This is a genomic window from Nocardia sp. NPDC049737 (genome assembly GCF_040674755.1).
Taxonomy (GTDB): domain Bacteria; phylum Actinomycetota; class Actinomycetes; order Mycobacteriales; family Mycobacteriaceae; genus Nocardia.
In genome coordinates this window covers 47,551-66,720 of sequence record NZ_JBFANH010000033.1, presented here as the reverse complement: position 1 = coordinate 66,720, position 19,170 = coordinate 47,551, and the positions used below count along the sequence as shown (strand labels likewise).

Here is a 19,170-nt window from a genome sequence, read left to right as displayed (position 1 = left end):
ATGGGTGACAGTCGCGCGATACTCAGTAGTTGGTGGCGCGATCCGGCGCACTATCGCTGGTTCGTGCGTACTCTCGAATCCCATTCCGGGCTGCGCCTGATCAAGGCGATCATCGGTGCGGGCGGTGCGTTGATGCTCGCGATCAATATCTTGATCTGGATGTCGCCCGCGGGTCCGAACGGCACGGTGGCCCGCACGATCTTCGCGACGGCAGGTGCGACGGCCGCGGTGTGGGCGGTCCGCTGGTGGCTGTTCCCGTGGCCCCGCGCCATCACCTCGCTGGCCATGTTGACGTGGGCGGATCTGGCGATCACGGCGTCGTGCCTGGTGGACAGCGATCGGGTGTACGGCGCATTGAGCGCGATGCTACTTGTGGTCACCGGCGCCTACATCACGTTCTTCCACAGTCCGAAGGCGCTCGCCGCGCACGCCGGATGGTCACTGCTCACGGTGAGTGCGCTGGCGGTATTGCTGGTGACCGACGCGCAGACCAATGATCTCGCGCTCGCCGGTGCGATGGTCTTGATCATGGTCGCGGCCATCGTCCTGGTGCTGCCCGCGTTGCAGTTCTGCTATTGGGTGCTGCGCATCGATGTGCTCTCGGATCCGCTGACCATGCTGCTGAATCGTCGCGGACTCGACTATTACGTGCACCGTTCGCGATACCAGCGCCAACTGTGCGTGATAACTCTCGACCTCGACCACTTCAAAGCGGTCAACGACACCTTCGGCCACACCATCGGTGACGAGGTGCTGGTCTCGACGGCCGCGCGGTTGCGCGCCGCGGCCGATCCCGATGCCGTGGTCGCCCGCACCGGTGGGGAGGAGTTCGCGGTGGTCGATCAGTTGGATCGCGCGGCTGCGCTGAGTCTGGGCGAGCGATTGCGCCTTGCCGTGGCGGAGACGCCCGGCATATCCGTCACCGTCACGGCAAGTGTTGGTGTCGCGGTGCACGACGGCGGCACGGACGGGGGACGATCACGATTGCTGCTGCGGTGTGCTGATAACGCGATGTATCAGGCGAAACGGCTGGGCGGCAATACCGTTGTGCTGGCGGAAGGCCCGGAACAACCGACGATCGATCTCGCCGAGCCCGCCCGAGAGATGGTGCACCGCACAAAATAACGACAGCGGCCCCGGAAAATGAAACAAAATCCGGGGCCGCCGTGTGCGAAGCCTATTGGATCAGAACGCCGCTTCGTCCAGCTCCATGATGTCGTTGTCCAGGTTGGACAGGATGGCGCGGGTCGCGGTCAGCTCCGGCAGCACATTGCGTGCGAAGAACTGCGCGACGCCGACCTTGCCCTTGTAGAACGCCTCATCGGCACCGGTCGCGCCGTTGTCGAGAGCCTTGATGGCGACGTCGGCCTGACGCAGCAGCTGCCAACCGATGAGCAGGTCACCCACGGCGAGCAGGAAGCGCACCGAACCCAGACCGACCTTGTACAGCTCGGTCGGCTGCTCCTGGGCGCCCATCAGATGCCCGGTGAGGGTGGCGGCCATGGCCTGCACATCCTCGAGCGCGGTGGCGAGCAGCTTGCGCTCGGCCTTCAGCCGGCCGTTGCCCGCCTCGGACTCGATGAACTTCTGCACCTGGCCGGCCACGTGGGCCAGCGCGACGCCGCGGTCACGGGCGATCTTGCGGAAGAAGAAGTCCTGCGCCTGGATCGCGGTGGTGCCCTCGTAGAGCGAGTCGATCTTCGCGTCGCGGATGTACTGCTCGATCGGGTAGTCCTGCAGGAAGCCGGAGCCGCCGAAGGTCTGCAGCGACTCGGTCAGGTACTGGTAGGCCCGCTCGGAGCCGACACCCTTGACGATCGGCAGCAGCAGATCGTTGACCCGGAAGGCCACATCCTTATCGGCGCCGGAGACCAGCTCGGCGATATCCGCATCCTGGTGTGCGGCGGTGTAGAGGTAGATGGCGCGCAGCCCCTCGGCGTAGGCCTTCTGCATGGCAAGGCTGCGGCGCACGTCCGGGTGGTGGGTGATGGGGACGCGCGGGGCGGCCTTATCGGTCATCTGGGTCAGGTCCGCACCCTGGACGCGCTGCTTGGCGTAGTCCAGTGCGTTCAGGTAACCGGTCGACAGGGTCGCGATGGCCTTGGTGCCGACCATCATGCGCGCGTTCTCAATGACGTCGAACATCTGTGCGATACCGTTGTGCACCTCGCCGACCAGCCAGCCCTTGGCGGGCACGCCGTGGCCGCCGAAGGTGACCTCACAGGTGGCCGAGACCTTGATGCCCATCTTGTGCTCGACATTGGTGACGAAGACACCGTTGCGGTCGCCAAGGGTCTGGGTCTCGAAGTCGAAGTGCCACTTCGGCACGTAGAACAGCGACAGGCCCTTGGTGCCCGGACCGGCGCCTTCGGGGCGGGCCAGCACCAGGTGCATGATGTTTTCGAACAGGTTGTCGGAATCACCCGAGGTGATGAAGCGCTTGACGCCCTCGATGTGCCAGGAGCCGTCCTCCTGCTCGATCGCCTTGGTGCGGCCGGCGCCGACATCCGAACCGGCATCCGGCTCGGTCAGCACCATGGTGGCGCCCCAGTTGCGGTCGGCGATGATCTGCGCCCACTTCTTCTGCTCATCGGTGCCGTTGTTGTAGAACACCTGCGCGAAACCCGCGCCGGCGGCGTACATCTGAGCCGGCGGGTTGGCGCCGAGGATCATTTCGCCGAGCGCCCAGGAGACGGCGCTCGGGGCACCCAGGCCACCCAGCTCCTCTCGGACGGCGACCTTGGCCCAGCCCGCGTCTTCCAGCGCGCGGTAGGACTTCTTGAACGATTCGGGGAGAGTGACGGTGTGGGTCTCGGGATCGAAGGTCGGCGGGTTGCGGTCACCGTCGACGAACGAATCGGCCAGCGGACCCTCGGCCAGGCGACGCACCTCGTTGAGCATCTCCTTGACGGTCTCGGTGTCGAGATCGCCGTAGGCGTCGCTGTCGAGGATGGTGCCGAGGCCGAGTACCTCGAAGAGGTTGAACTCCAGGTCGCGGACGTTGCTCTTGTAGTGGCCCATTTCTGTTACTCACTCTCCGTTGAGTTGGTGCGGTCGGTTGGTTGCCGTTCCCGCCCGTTGTCCGTCCACCGGGTAGCCGTGCCGGCCTCCGTAGCGAACTGCTTGCAGGTCGCTCGAAAGGATCAGCCGCATGCTACTCGCGGGTAACTTATTCGCCATATTACCGGTCGGTAATGGGGCCGCAAAGGCTCGAGCGGGCAAATGTGATGTGAAAAACACTCGAATGCGTTGCCGTTCGTCTACGGCTCGCGTAGTAGACGATCGAGTCGGGTTAGCCGAGGCATATCTGGCGGCCGAGGCGCCGCGGGTGGCTGGGCGTCTCCGGATAGCTGGGCGTCTCCGGATAGCTGGGGTCTCCGGATAGCTGGCGACTACCGTGAAGAGGTGCGAATCGAGACGAGCGGCGGGCCCGCGGAGATCGAGCTCGACAAGCCGCGCAAGGCGGCGTTCCTGCTGCTGCTCACGCACGGATCCGGCGGCGGTGTCGATGCGAAAGACCTGCTCGCCGTGCGCGATTGTGCCTACGAACTGGGCGGCGCGGTCGCGCGGGTGGTGCAGCCGTATCGGGTCGCCGGACGACGCGCGCCCGGGTCCCCGGTGAAGCAGGACGAGGCCTGGCTGGAGATCGTCGCCGACCTGCGCAAGCGGGTGAAGAAGGTCCCACTGATTTCGGGTGGGCGCAGCAATGGGGCTCGGGTGGCGTGCCGTACTGCCATTGCGGCTGATGCACGCGGCGTACTCGCGCTGTCGTTTCCGCTGCATCCGCCGGGTAAGCCGGAGAAGACGCGGCGCGAGGAACTGCTGGCTCCAGGTGAGATCGAAGTCGTCGTGATCAACGGCGCCAATGACCCGTTTGGTGTGCCCGATTCGGGCGATGCCGCCGAAGTCCGCGTTATCCCAGGTCAGTCACACTCTTTCCGGTCCGGCTTCGACATCATCGCCGAGACGGTCACACCCTGGCTGGCGCGGTGGAGTTCGTAGCTGTTCGAGGTCGCGGTTCGCTACCTCGCTATATAACAAGAACTTCTCGCTATGAGAAGAACGATCTGTTGGACTTCTGATTGCGATTCCACTTCGCTGGAAGACTCTCGGGTCGATATGTCGGTGCCGCACCCGCCCACCGACCGACCCGGCGAAGCGACACCGGAGAGTGAATTGGCGACCTACGTTCTAATCCCAGGCATGTGCCACGGCGGCTGGTGCTACGAATCGATCACCGAGCAGTTGCGCCGGCCTGGTCATCGGGTCTACCCGCTGACCCTGACCGGACTCGCCGAGCGCAGCCATCTGCTGACCGCGTCGGTGAACCTCGAGACGCATATCCAGGATGTGGTGCGGCTATTGGTGGCCGAGGATATCGAGGACGCGGTGCTGGTCGGCCACAGCTACGGCGGGATGGTGATTACCGGTGCCTCCGACCGGGTACCTGACCGGATCGATTCGCTGGTCTACCTCGATGCCGTTGTGCCGCGCCACGATGACTCCATGTGGCGGCTGGTCTCCGAACAGGAGCGGCAGTGGTACCTGGACGTGGCGGAGACCGGTTATGCGGTGCCACCGCTGCCTTTCTTCGATCCACGAGCTACCGGACACCCGCTGGCCTCGCTGCTGCAGTCGGTCCAGCTCACCGGCGACCTCACCCGATTCCGGCGCAGGGAATACGTCTACGCGGCGAGCTGGGACGGTGAATCTCCGTTCACCAGCTGCTATGAGCGGCTTCGGGATGATCCACAGTGGCGCACGCATGCAGTGGACAGCAAGCACAACCTCATGCGTGATGCCCCTGATGAGTTGGTGGCGATCCTGCTCGCGGACCGGTGAATCCGGCTGATCGGCAGGCGGTGCGGCTCGCCCTCGGCACCGCCTCGGCGCTCGGGCTCGCCCGCTTCGCCTTCGGATTGCTCGTCCCGGCGATGCGCGCGGACCTCGACAGGAGTCTGGGCGAGACCGGAGCCATGAGTACCGCCAACGGGCTCGGCTACCGGGAGGGGGCATTGGTTACCGCCGTTGCCGTGGGCGTGCTCGGCGCCACGGGAGCGTTCCGCTGAGGTATGACCTTACTGCGGTGGCATTGGCCAGCACTGCCTTGAACAGCGATTACCTTGTGCTGCTGATAACTCGGGCCGCTGCGGGTGCCGCCGGAGCGCTGGTGTTCATCGCGGGCGGGATGATCGCGGCGCGCTTGGCCACTTGTGCCGGTGCGTCCACACCGATCACCATCTACTTCGCGGGTGCCGGACTCGGAATCGCCTTCAGCCGCACCATAATTCCGCTGCTGAGCGAGCAATGGCGGTTGGCCTGGGTATTGCTCGGCATGGCGGCGGGGCTGGCGACGGTGCTCAGTTGGACCGCCGCGGCGATCGCCATAACCGAGGGCAATCGGATACGGAGACCGGTTCTCTCGGCGCGCAGCCGATCCATGTCAGGTTCCGCCGCGGCCTGCGGATGACCAAGCGGTGAGCTGAATTATCGGGCGCGGCGTCAGGTTTCGCGTGGCGGCTCGATATGCGTTTCGGACTCGACGGCAGGCGGATCTGCCGGGGGTTTGGTGGCGATGACCAGGGCGTCGATGGCGTCGCGTTCCTCTGTGGGGCGGTAGATGCGGTCGGCCATGCGGACGCGGATGCGGTGCGGATCGGGGCCGAGGTCGGCGATGATGTCGTCGGGGGTGAACAGGACCGAGGGGTCCTTCGGGCCGCCGAAGCCCTCGGTGAGATTGGTGGTGTCGTGACCGAGGACCAGCAGGGTGCCCTCAGGGGCGAGTAGATCGGCGAGGTGGCGGACCAGCGGACGGCGTTGTTCGGCGGGCAGGTGCAGGAAGACCATCAGCACGAGTTCGTACGGGCCGGTTATGCCCGCGGCGTCCAGATCGGTGACATCGGCGCACTGCCAACTGATCCGGCTGCGGACCGAGCGGGACAGCCGACTCGCGATGGTACGGCCCTTATCAATACCTACCTGTGAATAGTCGACGGCATGCACCTGCCAGCCATGCGTGGCCAACCACAGCGCATTACGACCTTCGCCGCAGGCAAGATCGAGGGCACGCGGTAAGCCGGGCGGCTCACTGTCGGGAGTATCCGGCACTAACGGGGCGATCCGCTCCAGCCCGTAAACGTGCTCCACCACGGTGCTGTTCGGCGGTGCACCCCAGACCAGTTCACTCTGCGCATACCGCGTGTCCCAATCGGTCGCGTCCATATGCGCGAGTGTATTTGCCCGTGGACCCACGCGATGCCGTGCGCCGCTGTGCGCCACGCGACGCCCGTGCGGTTCGTGACGGGTATGTGGCCCGCGACGGCCATGTGCCGTCCGATGTGCCGTGCGCCATGCAAGTCGGCCGTGTGCCGTACGACGGCCCTATGCCCGTGTGATGGTCATGCGTCCCGCGATGAGGCGTGCATCCAGTGATGGTCATGCGCCACGTGATGGTCGTGCGTCCCGTGATGGCCGTGTGCCCCGCGATGGGGCGCGTCCAGTGGTGGGTCATGCGCCACGTGATGGTCGTGCGTCCCGTGATGGCTGTGCGTCCCGTGATGGTCGTGGGTCACGCGATGGGCGTGTGCCCGTGAGATCGGCGTCTGCCTGTGTGATGAGCATGCGTCCAGTGATGGTCGTTTGCCACGTGATGGGGCCGTGTGCCGTGAGACGGCCGATGCCGTGATGATCCTGGGTCACGCGATAGGCGTGGTTCCGTGATGGTCGTGCGTCGCGCGATGGGGGGTCGCCTGATGGTCATGCGTCACGTGATGGTCGTGGCCCCATGTGATGGCTGTGCGCCATTTGACTGCCATGCGATGGCTGTGCGACTGCGCCCACGCGACCCTCGGTGCACTGCGCTCCGGCCGCGCGTGCGACCGCCGCGCAGCGCGCGAACTCCGCGCGTCCGCGACGATCGCGAATCCGTCTGCCGCGTGCGCCGGGGGATATCGTGGGCGGTCGGACCGAGCCTTAAGAGCTCGGGTGCGGCAACCAATGCACCGGCGAGGTCTCGCGGATATGGACGAGCGCGTCGAAAGCGTCCACGAGGGATCGCACGGTGGTGTGCGCTGTGGCGTCCTTGGCCGGATCGTAGATGCCGCTGATCGTGCGCAGCTTCGCCGGACCGTGCAGCCACAGTCGTACCGATTCCGGTGCGTCGCTGTGCAAGTCGATGTAGAAGGCGGGCAGGTCCACCGTGCCGAGCGTCGAGTCGACAAGGTCCGGCAGCGGTTCCGGTGCCACCGCCATACCGAGATTTCCGTGATGGAAGCCGATGGCGACCGAGATGTACCGAGCACCGAAATGTTCGCGCAAATAGCTACCGGTACCACGGAATTCGGAGCTCTCCGCCGGACCGGCACCGAGGGTTAGGGCGGCGGTGTGGGCGATGCCGTCCCAATACGCGATTTTCGCACCGGTATCGCGCTGCCATTGGATGACCCGGTTCGCGGCAGGTCGCTCGTCGCGCGCGAAACCACCCTGGCCGGCGACGCTTTTCTCGTGGAATTCGACGATGAGCCGCAGATGCGTCAGCGCATTTTCGAATTCTGTTGTCACCGGAAGCTTTTCGAATAATGCCGAGGCATCGCGTGCGTCGTCGATGAACGGACGGCCGGGGTGAATTCCTTGATGGCGCTGCACATGTTCATCGATCTGATGCGCGGTGCGGATCGGGTCGAGGTGGGATTCGATGGCGGCCAACCGATCCGGTGCTTGCTGCCGAACATAATCCAGCACCACGTCGTAATCCGACGGTTCCGCGCGCGGTGGCTCGACGCCGAGAATTCGCACGGGGTCGTTCGGGTGCTCCTGATTGAATTCGCGAATCCACTCCAGTGCCACCGCCATTTCGGCGGTCCGGGTCGGCCGCCACGCACCCGCGAGCACCGATTCGGGATCTCCCGCGCCGGTCCGCACATAGGCATCGAGTCGCTCACCGGAACGCGCACCGTCCTGCACCGCGAGCGTACGGAAACCGTATTCCTCGACCAGTACACGGAATACCCGTTCACGCAGTCCGAAGGTCTGTCGAGAGAACCGGGTCGACTCACCGAGTCCGACCACGGTCGCCGACCCGAGCCGTTCGGTTAATGCGGTGATATCCGATCCGGTGCTATTCGAACCCGTATCAAAAATCGGCCGTGCATGTAGACGCAGCCATTCGCGCAAATCCGAAGTGCCGGTGTCTGATTCACTTGGTGCGAGTGTGGTGCCCATAGTCTCTCCCGAAGCTCGACGACTCAACTCGACCAAGCTTCATACCTGAAGTGCCATTGAGGTCAAATCGAGGGGAACATTCGCACATGACCGCGGGGGAATGCCGCGGCCATGTGCCGTTGGGAAGGACAACGGGGCTAGAGCGTTGTCCGCATCAGCACCACGTTGTACTGGGTGTGCACCGTGGTGACGAAGTACAGGTCGCGTCCGGTCTGGTACGGGAAGATCGACGGGGCGTATGCGGCCGGGAGTTCGCGGGTGTCGATCAGCACTTCGGGATCGCTCCACGGACCCGTGGGTGAGCTGGCCCGCCGCAGCACAACCGAGTTGAACGGGTCGGTGGTGAGCGAGATGAACTGGCCGAGGTACTCGTTGTACATCACCGACATCTCGCCGACGCCCCCCATGATCGGCGCCGCGGCGTTGACGTCGCCCTTCTTGCTCCAGTGCTCGCCGTCCCAGTACTCGTACTCGCCTAGATTCGCCATATCGCCTTCCCGGACCCGTGCGATATATGCCGCCCGGTTGCGACCGGACTGGGTGCCGTATTCGTAGACGTAACCGCCGTTCTTGAGGAACGCGTTCATCTGGAAGTTGGCATTACCGCCCTCATTCGGCCGCCGGGTCTCGGGTAGCTCGGCCCAGGTCTCACCGTTATCGCCGGAGACGGCGAGGCCGGAGAAATTCGTGGTCCACCTGCCGACATCGTCCCAGCTCTGCACCGACATCAGACTCATGTACTGAACGCCGCCGACCGAAATGCCCGCGGTGGGGATCCGGCTGATCTCGATGAATGGAATCTTCGGGCTCGGAATCAGATCGCGCGCCTGGCCGAAGATATCGCGCACGACGCTGTCGAAGTAGATGCCGTTGGACGGATCGTGGGTGTGGCTGCGCACGAGAATATTGCTGCGCCACGCCCATGTGCTGCCAGCGAGCAGATTCGGCAGGCCGAGTCCGGCGGTATCGCCGAATGCGGTCAGCATCTCGCCGTTGCCGTTATCCCACATGATGCCCAGATCGGTGCCGAGCACGTTATAGGCCTGGGTGTTGTTCGGGCTGGCCATGCCGGTCACCTGGAATACCGCCCTGGTTCGGCCGCCCAGATTTGGTAGTCCATTGGTGCCGTTCAGTACCGGGATCGGGTTGATCGCATTGGGGTTTGCAGTGGCTGGTGTTGTCGCTACGAGGAGCAATACCGAAGCTCCTGCCAGTGCCGAGAGCAAGGCGGACGCGGTTTTGTGCAAGTCTCAAAGCCCTCCGGTTCTGGCCGAAGTGGCACGATACGCAGGCCCCCACACCGTGTGTCGTGTCACATTTCGGCTGGCTGGCAAATCGTTCAGAATGCTAACAGCGAAACCGGAGAAATTGGCGGGTTGGGTGATTCGTCTGAAAGATTGTAAGCATCGCGCTATCTGAATTGTGATCAGCGACTACGAGATATGGCCTGCCGCAGAATCAATGGCAGCTGGGTGGCCCGCTCGATGGCGAAGGTGCGCCGAGCCGAGGCATGCCAGGAGCGATCGAAGAGTTGTTTGGCTCCCGCGACGGCGTGCGGAGAGCGGATGGCGATGCGATCGGCAAGCTTTTCCGCCGCCGCGACCGGGTCCGCGGTCACCTCGGTGACCAGGCCGATCCGCTCGGCGTGGGCGGCGTCCACGATATCGGCGGTCATGGTCAGCAGCAGGGCCTTGTCGACGCCGATCAGCCGGGACAGCGTCGCCGCGCCGGTCATATCCGGGACCAGACCGTATTTGGCTTCCATTACCGAGAATTCCGCGTCGGGGCTGGCGAAGCGGACGTCGGCGGCGAGCGCGATCTGCAGTCCACCGCCGTAGCAGTGGCCGTGTACGGCCGCGATTACCGGCACCGAGAGTCGACGCCAGGCCCAGCAGGCCTCCTGAAAGGTATTGGTGCCGCGCCAGGGCAGCGGTATGAAGCCGCGGATGACCGCGAGCGGATTGCGGCTCGCTCCCGCGATGTCGAGGCCGCTGCTGAAACTCGGGCCGTTGCCGGACAGAATGACCGCGCGGACCTCCTTGTGCTCGGCGACGGTATGCGCGGTTGTGGCGAGATCGCGCAGCATCTCGATGGTCAGGCCGTTGTGCTTTTCCGGTCGGTCCAGCGTGACGTAGGCGCGGTCGTCGACGAACCGTAGCGCGATGTTCGAGGCCATTCCTCGATCTTACCCGTGAGTCAGTTCGAGAGCCATTGCCTGCGCGTATGCGCTTTGTTCTAATCGAACGCAAGTTACCGTCAACATTGACGGTAAGAGTGGAGGAACTATGCTGCCACCCGGATTGGACCCGCGCACGCCGGTACTCGTCGGCGTCGGCCAGATCGTGCACCGCGCCGGCGAGCCCGGATTGCCCGGACCGGTCGAACTCGCCACTGAATCGCTGCGCCGCGCGGGCACCGACAGCGGCACCGGGGAGCGGCTATTGCGTTCGGCCGATCTGATCGTGGCCGCGGCCCCGGTCAGCAGGCCGTATCCGGATCTCGGCGCGCTGGTCGCGGCGGAACTGGGCGTCGCGCCCAAGCGCACGCTGCAATCCGCGCGATTCGGCGGTGACGCGCCGCAGCGCCTGGTCAATACCGTCGCGCAGGCCATCGCGGACGGGCGGTGCGAGATCGCGCTGATCACCGGGGCCGAGTCCGTCGCATCTTGGAATGCCGCCCCCCGCACCGGCGTCGCACTCGATTGGCCCGAGCAGAGCGAGGATGTGCGGCCGACCGAGCTCATCGGCACCGAACGCGGCCCCAATAACGAGATGGAGACGGCGGTGGGACTGTGGGGGCCGATCTACTTCTATGCGTTGATGGAGACCGCGCTGCGCGGACGGCTCGGACTGAGCGAGGCCGCGCATCGCGATCGGATCGGAGGACTGTGGTCGCGGCTATCGACGGTGGCGGCCCGGAATCCGTATGCGTGGCAGCCCGCCGAACAGTCGATCGATGATCTCGTGACGCCGACGCGCGCGAACCGCATGGTTTCCTCGCCCTATCCGAAGCTGCTCGTCGCGAACCTGTCCGTGGATCAGGGCGCGGGGCTGATCCTGTGCAGTGCGGCCGCGGCCGATGCGGCGGGCGTGCCGAGGGACCGCTGGGTCTTTCCGCACGGCGGGGCCAGCGCCACCGACGAGTGGTTCGTCTCCGAACGAGCGGATATGTCCAGTTCGCCGGCCATTGCCGCGGCCGGGCGGGCGGCATTGTCGGGCGCGGGTATCGGCATCGACGACCTCGCCCATATCGACCTGTATTCGTGCTTCCCGGTCGCGGTGCAGGTCGCTGCCGAGGCGCTCGGGCTGCCGATCGACGATCCGGCGCGTCCGCTGTCGGTCACCGGCGGACTCACCTTCGCGGGCGGCCCCGGCAATAACTACGCGGCTCATTCGATCGCGACGCTGACCGGTCGGCTGCGCGATGACCCGTCGGCCTACGGCCTTGCGAGCGCACTCGGCTGGTATATCACCAAGCACGCCGTCGGTGTCTACTCCGCCCGCCCGCCTGCGCGACTCTTCCGGGCCGTCGAACCGGAAGTGCCGGTGGCACGGCGTGATACGGCACCCGGCTACACCGGACCGGCCACCGTCGAGGCCTATACCGTCGCCTATCGCAAGGGTCCCGCGCCCGAACACGCCGACGAACCCGAGGCCGTGGTGATCAGCGCGTTGACGCCGGCCGGTGCCCGCATACTGGTTCGGGCGTCCGATTCGGAAACCGTCGCGGCGTTCACCGACGGCGACCCGATCGGCGCGGAGGCCGATGTGACCGCCGCCGATAGGCTCACCTTGCGCACCGAGAGGACTGTCAAATGAATTCAGCGTCGCACGACGACTCCATGGGAGTTGGTGGCCGGGAGACGAGTGCGCCAGATTTGGTGCTGGTCGAAAAGCGCGATGCGATAACGCTATTGACCGTTAATCGCCCGGAAGCCCGCAATGCCATCAATTTGGCCACCGCGCAGGCCATCGAGGCCGCTGTCGACGAATTCGAGGCCGACGCCGCCGCGCGTGTGCTGGTGCTCACCGGTGCGGGCGGAACCTTCAGTGCCGGAATGGATCTCGTCGCGGCCTCCAAGGGCGAGATGCCGATTACCCCCAACCGAGGTCCGCTGGGCATTGCCGCGAAACCGCCTGCCAAACCAATGATTTCGGCCGTAGAGGGTTTCGCGCTGGCCGGTGGTTTCGAACTCGCGCTCTCCGGTGATCTGATTGTCGCCGCGAACAATGCCCAGTTCGGTATTCCGGAGGTCAAGCGCGGTCTGGTTGCCGCGGGCGGCGGTGTACTGCGATTGACCCAGCGGTTGCCGCGCCCCATCGCCGCGGAGTTGGCGCTCACCGGTGGCCGCATCGATGCCGAACGGCTCTACCAGCTCGGACTGGTCAACCGGGTCACCGAACCCGGCGCGGCACTGGATGGTGCGTTGGCATTGGCGGCCGAAATTGTTGCGGCCGCACCGCTTTCGGTGGCGGCGAGTAAGCGGATCATCGACGAAGCGCCGGATTGGTCCGTCGCCGAGGGTTTCGCCAAACAGGGCGAAATCGCGCTGCCAGCGCTGTTCTCCAAGGATGCCGCCGAGGGGGCGCTCGCCTTCGCGCAGAAGCGCGAACCCCAGTGGCAGGGGCGCTGATCCGATGCCCGAACGCGTCCGGGAGACGCAGGCGCAGCGGCGCTCGCGCATGCGCACGCGGCTCCTGGACGCGGCGGTGGAGAGTCTGGTGGAGGTCGGCTACGCCGGTACCACCACACTCGAGGTGCAGAAGCGTGCCGAGGTACCGCGCGGCACGCTGCAACACCACTTCCCGACCAAGGCCGATCTGCTCGCCGGTGCCGTCGAACATCTGGCCGAGCGCCGATTCGCCCAGCTGACAAGGGAATTCGAGGCGATTCCGGTCGGTGCGGATCGCCTCGAAACCGCGGTCGAGCTGACCATGCACATGTTCACCGGGCCGTCATTCTGGGCGGCGCTGGAGATGTGGGTCGCCGCGCGCACCGATTCCGAACTGCTCGCGGCCTTCCTGCCGCTGGAGCATCGACTATTCGAGCTGATGCACAACAGCATTCGCGATATCTTTCGTCAGGAATTCCCGGACGACCCGCGGGTGCCGACCATCACCGAATTCACGATCGAGATCATGACCGGTCTCGCCATGCGTGTACTGCTCACCGGCGATCTGGATCGCAATCGAATCCTGCGGCACCGCTGGGGAAATGCGGTCCGGATCCTGCTCGGCGAGGCGGATCCGACAACCTTGACTCGACCGGTCAGCGACGTGGGCTGATGGTTTCGAGCAGAACCCGCGCACAGCCTGCCGGATCGTCGAAGAACGGCGTGTGGCCGCTGCCGTGCAGCGTTACGTGGCGGGCGTTCGGCAGCACGGCGCGTGCCTTCCTGCTCTGGGTGGCGTAGGTCAGCAGGATATCCCGGTTGCCCCAGGCGATGGTGACCGGAATGTCGGCCAGCGCACCGATTTCGTGCAATTCCGCATCGGTGAAGGAGGCCAGGGCGGGTTCGAAGCCGGGTGCGTCGGCCGCATCGCTGGCGGTATCGATGGCCACCTGTGGATCGATCGCCCACGGCTTGCCGAAGACCAACGACAGGAATACGGTGCGACCCGCGGCGGTGCCGAGCACGTCGGGCAGCCACCGACGCAGCACCCGGGCGAGTTGGCGGGATTTGCCGAGCGACTGTTGGCACCACACGCGGCCGGGGGTGTCCCAGAATCCGATCGGCGAAAATGCCGTGACCGAGCGGGCCGCCCCGCGTGCGCCGAGGTTCAGGCTGATGAGTCCGCCCATCGAATTGCCCGCCAGATGCGGGCGCTCGATGCCCTGTTCTTTGAGAAAGTCGGCAAGCGCTTCGGTGAGGGTGTCGACGGTGGTGTGCTCGATCGGCGCGGACCCCGCGAAGCCGGGCAGATCGACGGCGACGACGTCGAAGGATTCGGCGAGGGTGTCGATTATCGGCGCCCACACCTGCCAGCGGCTGCCTACGCCGTGCACCATGACTAGCGGTTCCCCCGCGCCCACCCGGTGGTGGTTCAACGTCGTCATATCTGTGACCGTACAGCGATTCGCACCCGTCGGACCGAGATTTCCGGCCACGAGCGGGACCGGATTTCCGCTGGCAGTCGGCCGAAACGGCGGTACGATAAATGGTATGGCAACGCGTAAGGTCACCCTCTCGCTGGATGAGGCATCCTGGGCCTTCGCCGAACAGGCGGCGGCCCGCGCTGGGATGTCGCCCTCAGCGTGGATATCGAAGGCAGCCCGTCGCGAAGCCGTGCGGACCGGCGTCGGCCCGGTACCCGATGTGACGGCCCTGGCCGCGGCGGACGAGGCGGAGCTGGCCGCCGCCGAGGAGGCGATGCGTGCGCAGGGGTGAACTGTGGACCTATCACCCACACGGTTCGCCGCGGCGTCGTACCGTCGTGCTCATCAGCAGCGATGGCATCAATGAATCACTGAGGCAGTGGCTGATCGCCGCCGAGGTCGTCGACGAGGATCCGCAGGACATTCTGGCTGTGCCCGTCGAACGGCACGGTTGGGTACATGCCGGGAATATCGGTCGCATCTATCGAGGCTGGTTGGCCGAGCCCATCGATGAGATGGAAGCGGATGCCCTGGACCGGTTGGATACCGCATTGCGCGCGGCCATGGACCTGTAACCCACTTCCCGACTGGGAAGTCGATCGCTCGGCTACCGCGCGGCGCCGTACGGCATTATCGTTGCGGCGCCACCGCGGTGGCCGTGTATTCGAACTGAATCGAGAAGAGGAATCAGGTGCGGACCTTCCTGATCGCCGCAGCGCTCGTCGCGCTGCCGGTACTGGCGGCGTGCGGTAACGACAAGGGCGCGGACCAGCCCGCGGTAACCCAAGCGGACCTCTCCAAGTCGCTCCAGGACAAGGGACTCAAGGACAAGAGCCTGGCCGACTGCGCTGCCAAGCTCTATGTGGACCAAGGCATTTCGCAGGAGGGCCTGCGCAAGATGATCAGCGACGAATACGACGCCAAGGCAGCCGATGCCAACAACTTCGGCATGAGCCAGTCTGATGCCGACAAGGCACGCGAGGCCAACACCAAGATCTTCACCGAATGCCGCGCGAAATAACAGGCTGATCAGCCTTACGCGCCCCGGACCAGCTGGGTTCGGGGCGTGGCCCGCTGAAGCCGTTGCGTACCTTCGACACTCAGCGACTCGAGCAACGGAGTTGACCGGCGCAGTGCCTGGTCTGATAAAGTCGCGGACGCGCATAGCGCATTGCCGATGTAGTTCAATGGTAGAACTTCTGCTTCCCAAGCAGACAGCGCGGGTTCGATTCCCGTCATCGGCTCAAAATGGCCCTGACCAGTACATTCGTGGTCTGGGCCATTCGTTTTCCCGCAGGCCTACGCGGTTGGGTCGCGGCGGTGTTTGCGGTGGCTGGTGTCGCACAGCGGGTAGTTCTTGGAGCGTCGGCACAGGCAGATGGCCACCTGGAAACGGTCACAATGCAGCGTCCGCCCGTCGGCTGTCACCAGCTCCACCGGGCCCTCCACCAATACGGGCCCGTCGGCGGTGAAGGACAGTCGGCGCACCGGATCAGATTCGGTCGGCACGGATCACCACCAGCTCTTCATGTCGTTGTCGTGGACTGATCAGACCGGTCGCTTCGAGCCAGGCGGCGCGCCGGCGCATTACCGGACCGAACGGCAGGACGGCCCGGGCGACGATCGCCGCCTTCAGTCCGCCGCCGCGCAGTTGGGTGAGTGTTCGATCCGGATCGCAGACCGCGGAGTGCACGATCAGGCCGATACCGTTGTGCGTCAACAGCGTCGGCAACCTGCGGCACAGCTGGTTCAGTACGGCCCGGCCGTGGTGTCCGGCGTCCCAGGCGCGTGTGTGCCCCCGCCCCGGGCGCGCGCTCGGTACGTAGGGCGGGTTGGCGACAACCACATCGAATCGGCGATCGGCCAGTGCGGTGGCGACATCGCCGCGCACGACCTCCACCCCGATGCCGCGGATGCGGCTGTTGAGCCAGGCCGTGGCGAGCGCCGCTCGGGAAATATCCACGGCGGTGACCGACGCGGCTCCGGCCAGTGCCGCGTGGATCGCCAGTACACCGGAACCGGTGCAGGCGTCCAGCGCACACCCGCCGGGCGGCAGCGGCGCATCCCGCATGGCGCGGGCGAGCAACCAGGTATCGGCTTGCGGGCGATAGACGCCGGGCGGACGAATCAACATCACGTTCGCCGATTAACCCGAAAAGTGCTCGGCAATCGGATCGGCTGATATCGAATCGGGCTCGACGAGCCAAGGACTGCGCAGTGAACTGCGCCCGTGTGCCCAGTTCTGGGCGCGAACATGATCGTCGAAGCGGTCTTCGAGCAGGTTGGTTGCCTGGATGCCGAGCACGATCGACGAGGTCAGCTCCGGTTGTCGGGCGATCAGATCGCCGATCACATCGCGTCGCATGACCTGTTCGTGGACCGCGTCAGCCTCCACATGCTCGGTATAGAACCGTATGCACGCCGGGGCCGCATCGAGTTTGCGCAGGGCCTCGACCATCCGTGCCGCCCCCGGCGACGAGGTTGTCTCGACGGTTGCGAAATGCCCGACCAGTGCGCCGCGCAAGTGCCGGTGCAGCCCGAATAGCGACATCATGTTGACCACCGCCAGCATCGGCGCGGGCACCACATCGAGGTAGTACAGATAGGCGGACTCGAGCCCGGCCGCGGCCAACAGGTCCGCGTAGAGCTGTGCGTGCACACGCTCGCCGCGCCCGCCGCCGAATTCGTCGAACTCCACCGCGACCAGCGATGCCTTGGCCTGACCGCGCAGCCTGGGGATCACCCACGCATACGGATCGGCCTCCTTGTGGTGGTAGATCGATCGATGCACGAAATACTCACGCATCTGCCACCATTCACCGGCCTCCCGCAGGTGCGCGCCGATGCCGGTCGGCTCGGTGGGCTCGGTGACCAACTGCGCCAACTCGGCGTCCAGATCGGTGCCACCCGGCACATCCCGCACCATCGCGTCGAGGAACCGTTCTTCGCATCCGGCCCGTAATTCCAATAACCGCGGATCCCATTCCCACCCCGGATCGACCCCGTCGAACCCCTGGTAGTGCAACTCGTAACACAGCTGCAGAGCCAGTTGCAGATCTTCGCCGTACGGATCCGCATCGATCATGGGCGGGACGGAATGACCGATATCCCCGCGCAAGGTCTCGACGATCCCCGCGGAGAGTTCCCCGCGCGGTCCGGGCAGCACGGGCGTCGAAGTGTCGACCACTGTCATGATTGCGGAATACCCGACCTCGAAGAATCTATCGCCGTGCCTTCGGTCGAACTCGCGCCCGAATGGCGGCTGAGGAGCGGTATCGAGCAGGCGCTACGCTCGTCGGCGTGCTGCTTTCCGATCGTGACATCCGTGCGGAGATCGCCGCTGGGCGTCTCGGCGTCGAGCCACTGCTGGAAACCCTGATCCAGCCGTCGAGTATCGATGTGCGACTGGATGGGCTGTTCCGGGTATTCGACAACAGCCGCTACACCCATATCGATCCCGCACAACGTCAGGATGAGCTGACCAGTCTGGTCGAGCCCAACCAGGGCGAGCCGTTCGTGCTGCATCCCGGCGAATTCGTGCTCGGCTCCACATTGGAGGTCTGCACATTGCCGGACGATCTGGCCGGTCGGTTGGAGGGTAAGTCCAGTCTCGGACGGCTCGGACTGCTGACCCACTCGACGGCGGGCTTCATCGATCCGGGCTTCAGCGGCCACATCACGCTGGAACTGTCGAATGTGGCGAATCTGCCGATCACCCTGTGGCCGGGTATGAAGATCGGTCAGCTGTGTCTGTTGCGCCTGACCAGCCCCGCCGAGAACCCCTATGGCAGCACCAGCGCGGGCTCGAAGTACCAGGGCCAGCGCGGGCCGACGCCCTCGCGGTCCTACTTGAACTTCCCGCTGCCCACCTAGGTCGATCTCGAAGTCGTCCCCGAGGCCACCATCCGGCGTCGAGCTGAGTCGAAAGGCGGTTCCGGACAGTGTGCAGTACCACCATTCGACTCGGCTCGATGGACGCCCCGCCACTAGGTCGACTACTCGGTGGCAGTGCGGGTTTCAGCGGTTGCGACCAGCGACAGGCATTCGCGGCAGCAACCCGTACGCGGCGCTGATCCGAACGATCTTCCTCGTCTCGCTCGAAGCTTGCGCCTGCGTACGGGTTTCGGCTCCGGCACGCGACTCCGGTGCCCTTTCACTGCCATTCGCCTGTGCAACCGGGTCGGCGAACACCCGACCGAGCCCGCCCCTGTCGACTGCCATTAAGAGGGGCGGACTCGGTGGGCCCGGCGCCGAGCGGCGGCGGGGACCGACGACGCATTCAGTCCCCGCCACCCGCCCCCACCGCGAGTGCCGTCGTGATGATGACGGATAACGGTGGGAGCGTGTCGCCGCGACTCGGTGGGTTGACCCAGAAGCACCCTTCCCGGGTCCACCGCCCGAGCCCAGTCGGCAACATCACGGCACTACCGATGGCCGGAATGCCTATATCCAGACGGTTCAGCACCTCCAATATCTGTGCGCCCGGCCGACTGTCCGGCTCGGCGAGGAAGCTCCAGCGGATCTGCCTGGCCAGCATGGGGCCCCTCGTCCCCTGCTGTTCCAGTGCGACCCTGACCTTTTCGGCCCGAGTCGTCGGTAGATGGACAACGCAGACCCGGCCGGTGACGGGCAGCATCACGAACCCGCCGCGTTCGGTGACCGGCAAACCGAACTCGTGCCGGTAATAGGCCACCCAATCGTCGACTGTTCTGAGTTTCTCCACATTCACGGCCAACTCCTTGCCTCCTCGAGTCCAAGGGTCCTGTGCCAGACGGCGATTCGGGAATTGCCCACCCGCCCGCCTTCCACTGCCCTTCCGCTGCCTCGGTATTGGATTTGCGGCGTTTCCGGGGC

22 protein-coding genes and 1 tRNA gene are annotated in these 19,170 nt (G+C 65.3%); 13 read left to right on the top strand and 10 right to left on the bottom strand.

Annotated features, from left to right (window positions below; genetic code table 11):
* Entirely contained in the window at positions 1-1,125 is a 1,125-nt protein-coding gene (locus AB0J47_RS34535) for a diguanylate cyclase (protein ID WP_364356021.1), read from the top strand.
* 60 nt (positions 1,126-1,185) lie between these two features.
* Here the strand turns inward: AB0J47_RS34535 and AB0J47_RS34530 are convergent, their stop codons facing one another.
* Positions 1,186-3,021 (bottom strand): acyl-CoA dehydrogenase, encoded by a 1,836-nt coding sequence (locus AB0J47_RS34530; RefSeq protein ID WP_364356018.1) that lies wholly within the window; start codon positions 3,019-3,021, stop codon positions 1,186-1,188.
* Between the two features lie 384 nt (positions 3,022-3,405).
* Between AB0J47_RS34530 and AB0J47_RS34525 the strand changes: the two genes are divergently transcribed.
* From AB0J47_RS34525 to AB0J47_RS34510, 4 genes are all read left to right on the top strand, one after another.
* Entirely contained in the window at positions 3,406-4,002 is a 597-nt protein-coding gene (locus AB0J47_RS34525) for an alpha/beta family hydrolase (RefSeq protein WP_364356015.1), read from the top strand.
* Between the two features lie 174 nt (positions 4,003-4,176).
* On the top strand, positions 4,177-4,842 hold the full coding sequence (locus tag AB0J47_RS34520; RefSeq protein ID WP_364356106.1) for an alpha/beta fold hydrolase: 666 nt from the start codon (positions 4,177-4,179) through the stop codon (positions 4,840-4,842).
* Entirely contained in the window at positions 4,839-5,069 is a 231-nt protein-coding gene (locus tag AB0J47_RS34515) for a YbfB/YjiJ family MFS transporter (protein ID WP_364356012.1), read from the top strand. Before AB0J47_RS34520 ends, AB0J47_RS34515 begins: the two co-directional genes overlap by 4 nt.
* Before the next feature lie 17 nt (positions 5,070-5,086).
* Positions 5,087-5,470, top strand: coding sequence for a YbfB/YjiJ family MFS transporter (locus tag AB0J47_RS34510; RefSeq protein ID WP_364356009.1), 384 nt, complete (start codon positions 5,087-5,089; stop codon positions 5,468-5,470).
* Between the two features lie 32 nt (positions 5,471-5,502).
* On the opposite strand, the gene AB0J47_RS34505 is transcribed toward AB0J47_RS34510, so the two are convergent.
* The 4 genes from AB0J47_RS34505 to AB0J47_RS34490 all read right to left on the bottom strand — a co-directional run bounded on the left by AB0J47_RS34505 (position 5,503) and on the right by AB0J47_RS34490 (position 10,396).
* On the bottom strand, positions 5,503-6,222 hold the full coding sequence (locus tag AB0J47_RS34505) for a class I SAM-dependent methyltransferase (RefSeq protein ID WP_364356006.1): 720 nt from the start codon (positions 6,220-6,222) through the stop codon (positions 5,503-5,505).
* Positions 6,223-6,972: 750 nt separating this feature from the next.
* Positions 6,973-8,067, bottom strand: a complete 1,095-nt coding sequence (locus AB0J47_RS34500) for an erythromycin esterase family protein (protein WP_364356003.1) — start codon at positions 8,065-8,067, stop codon at positions 6,973-6,975.
* Positions 8,068-8,357: 290 nt separating this feature from the next.
* A complete protein-coding gene (locus AB0J47_RS34495; RefSeq protein WP_364356000.1) occupies positions 8,358-9,467 on the bottom strand; it encodes a DUF4185 domain-containing protein in 1,110 nt (369 codons plus the stop codon).
* A 179-nt stretch (positions 9,468-9,646) separates the two neighbouring features.
* On the bottom strand, positions 9,647-10,396 hold the full coding sequence (locus AB0J47_RS34490) for a crotonase/enoyl-CoA hydratase family protein (protein ID WP_364355997.1): 750 nt from the start codon (positions 10,394-10,396) through the stop codon (positions 9,647-9,649).
* 109 nt (positions 10,397-10,505) lie between these two features.
* Here AB0J47_RS34490 and AB0J47_RS34485 point away from each other — a divergent pair, with 109 nt between their 5' ends.
* Genes AB0J47_RS34485 through AB0J47_RS34475 form a run of 3 tightly spaced genes read left to right on the top strand, consistent with a single transcriptional unit; the run spans position 10,506 to position 13,505 of the window.
* Positions 10,506-12,038 (top strand): acetyl-CoA acetyltransferase, encoded by a 1,533-nt coding sequence (locus tag AB0J47_RS34485; RefSeq protein WP_364355994.1) that lies wholly within the window; start codon positions 10,506-10,508, stop codon positions 12,036-12,038.
* 23 nt (positions 12,039-12,061) lie between these two features.
* A complete protein-coding gene (locus AB0J47_RS34480; protein ID WP_364356103.1) occupies positions 12,062-12,853 on the top strand; it encodes a crotonase/enoyl-CoA hydratase family protein in 792 nt (263 codons plus the stop codon).
* Between the two features lie 4 nt (positions 12,854-12,857).
* Complete coding sequence (locus AB0J47_RS34475; RefSeq protein ID WP_364355991.1) at positions 12,858-13,505, top strand: TetR/AcrR family transcriptional regulator; 648 nt, start codon at positions 12,858-12,860, stop codon at positions 13,503-13,505.
* On the opposite strand, the gene AB0J47_RS34470 is transcribed toward AB0J47_RS34475, so the two are convergent.
* Complete coding sequence (locus tag AB0J47_RS34470; protein ID WP_364355988.1) at positions 13,489-14,277, bottom strand: alpha/beta hydrolase; 789 nt, start codon at positions 14,275-14,277, stop codon at positions 13,489-13,491. The genes AB0J47_RS34475 and AB0J47_RS34470 overlap by 17 nt on opposite strands.
* A 106-nt stretch (positions 14,278-14,383) precedes the next feature.
* Here AB0J47_RS34470 and AB0J47_RS34465 point away from each other — a divergent pair, with 106 nt between their 5' ends.
* The 4 genes from AB0J47_RS34465 to AB0J47_RS34450 all read left to right on the top strand — a co-directional run bounded on the left by AB0J47_RS34465 (position 14,384) and on the right by AB0J47_RS34450 (position 15,560).
* On the top strand, positions 14,384-14,608 hold the full coding sequence (locus tag AB0J47_RS34465) for a hypothetical protein (protein WP_357475788.1): 225 nt from the start codon (positions 14,384-14,386) through the stop codon (positions 14,606-14,608).
* Complete coding sequence (locus AB0J47_RS34460; protein WP_364355984.1) at positions 14,595-14,891, top strand: hypothetical protein; 297 nt, start codon at positions 14,595-14,597, stop codon at positions 14,889-14,891. Before AB0J47_RS34465 ends, AB0J47_RS34460 begins: the two co-directional genes overlap by 14 nt.
* A gap of 116 nt (positions 14,892-15,007) precedes the next feature.
* On the top strand, positions 15,008-15,337 hold the full coding sequence (locus AB0J47_RS34455; RefSeq protein WP_364355981.1) for a hypothetical protein: 330 nt from the start codon (positions 15,008-15,010) through the stop codon (positions 15,335-15,337).
* 152 nt (positions 15,338-15,489) lie between these two features.
* Positions 15,490-15,560 (top strand) — tRNA-Gly (locus AB0J47_RS34450).
* Positions 15,561-15,615: 55 nt separating this feature from the next.
* Here the strand turns inward: AB0J47_RS34450 and AB0J47_RS34445 are convergent.
* From AB0J47_RS34445 to AB0J47_RS34435, 3 genes are read right to left on the bottom strand one after another with little or no spacing between them, the layout of a single operon-like run.
* Entirely contained in the window at positions 15,616-15,825 is a 210-nt protein-coding gene (locus AB0J47_RS34445; RefSeq protein ID WP_364355978.1) for a CDGSH iron-sulfur domain-containing protein, read from the bottom strand.
* The gene (locus tag AB0J47_RS34440; RefSeq protein WP_364355976.1) at positions 15,809-16,450 is read right to left on the bottom strand and encodes a HemK2/MTQ2 family protein methyltransferase; all 642 of its coding nucleotides are present in this window, start codon (positions 16,448-16,450) and stop codon (positions 15,809-15,811) included. Before AB0J47_RS34440 ends, AB0J47_RS34445 begins: the two co-directional genes overlap by 17 nt.
* 12 nt (positions 16,451-16,462) lie before the next feature.
* Positions 16,463-17,509 carry an iron-containing redox enzyme family protein gene (locus tag AB0J47_RS34435; RefSeq protein WP_364355974.1) on the bottom strand — a complete coding sequence of 349 codons (1,047 nt, stop codon included), beginning with the start codon at positions 17,507-17,509 and terminating at the stop codon, positions 16,463-16,465.
* Positions 17,510-17,616: 107 nt separating this feature from the next.
* On the opposite strand from AB0J47_RS34435, the gene dcd reads away from it, so the two are divergent.
* The gene (dcd, locus tag AB0J47_RS34430) at positions 17,617-18,189 is read left to right on the top strand and encodes a dCTP deaminase (protein WP_364355971.1); all 573 of its coding nucleotides are present in this window, start codon (positions 17,617-17,619) and stop codon (positions 18,187-18,189) included.
* A gap of 406 nt (positions 18,190-18,595) precedes the next feature.
* Here the strand turns inward: dcd and AB0J47_RS34425 are convergent, their stop codons facing one another.
* The gene (locus tag AB0J47_RS34425; protein WP_364355968.1) at positions 18,596-19,045 is read right to left on the bottom strand and encodes a hypothetical protein; all 450 of its coding nucleotides are present in this window, start codon (positions 19,043-19,045) and stop codon (positions 18,596-18,598) included.
* Between the last annotated feature and the right edge of the window lie 125 nt (positions 19,046-19,170).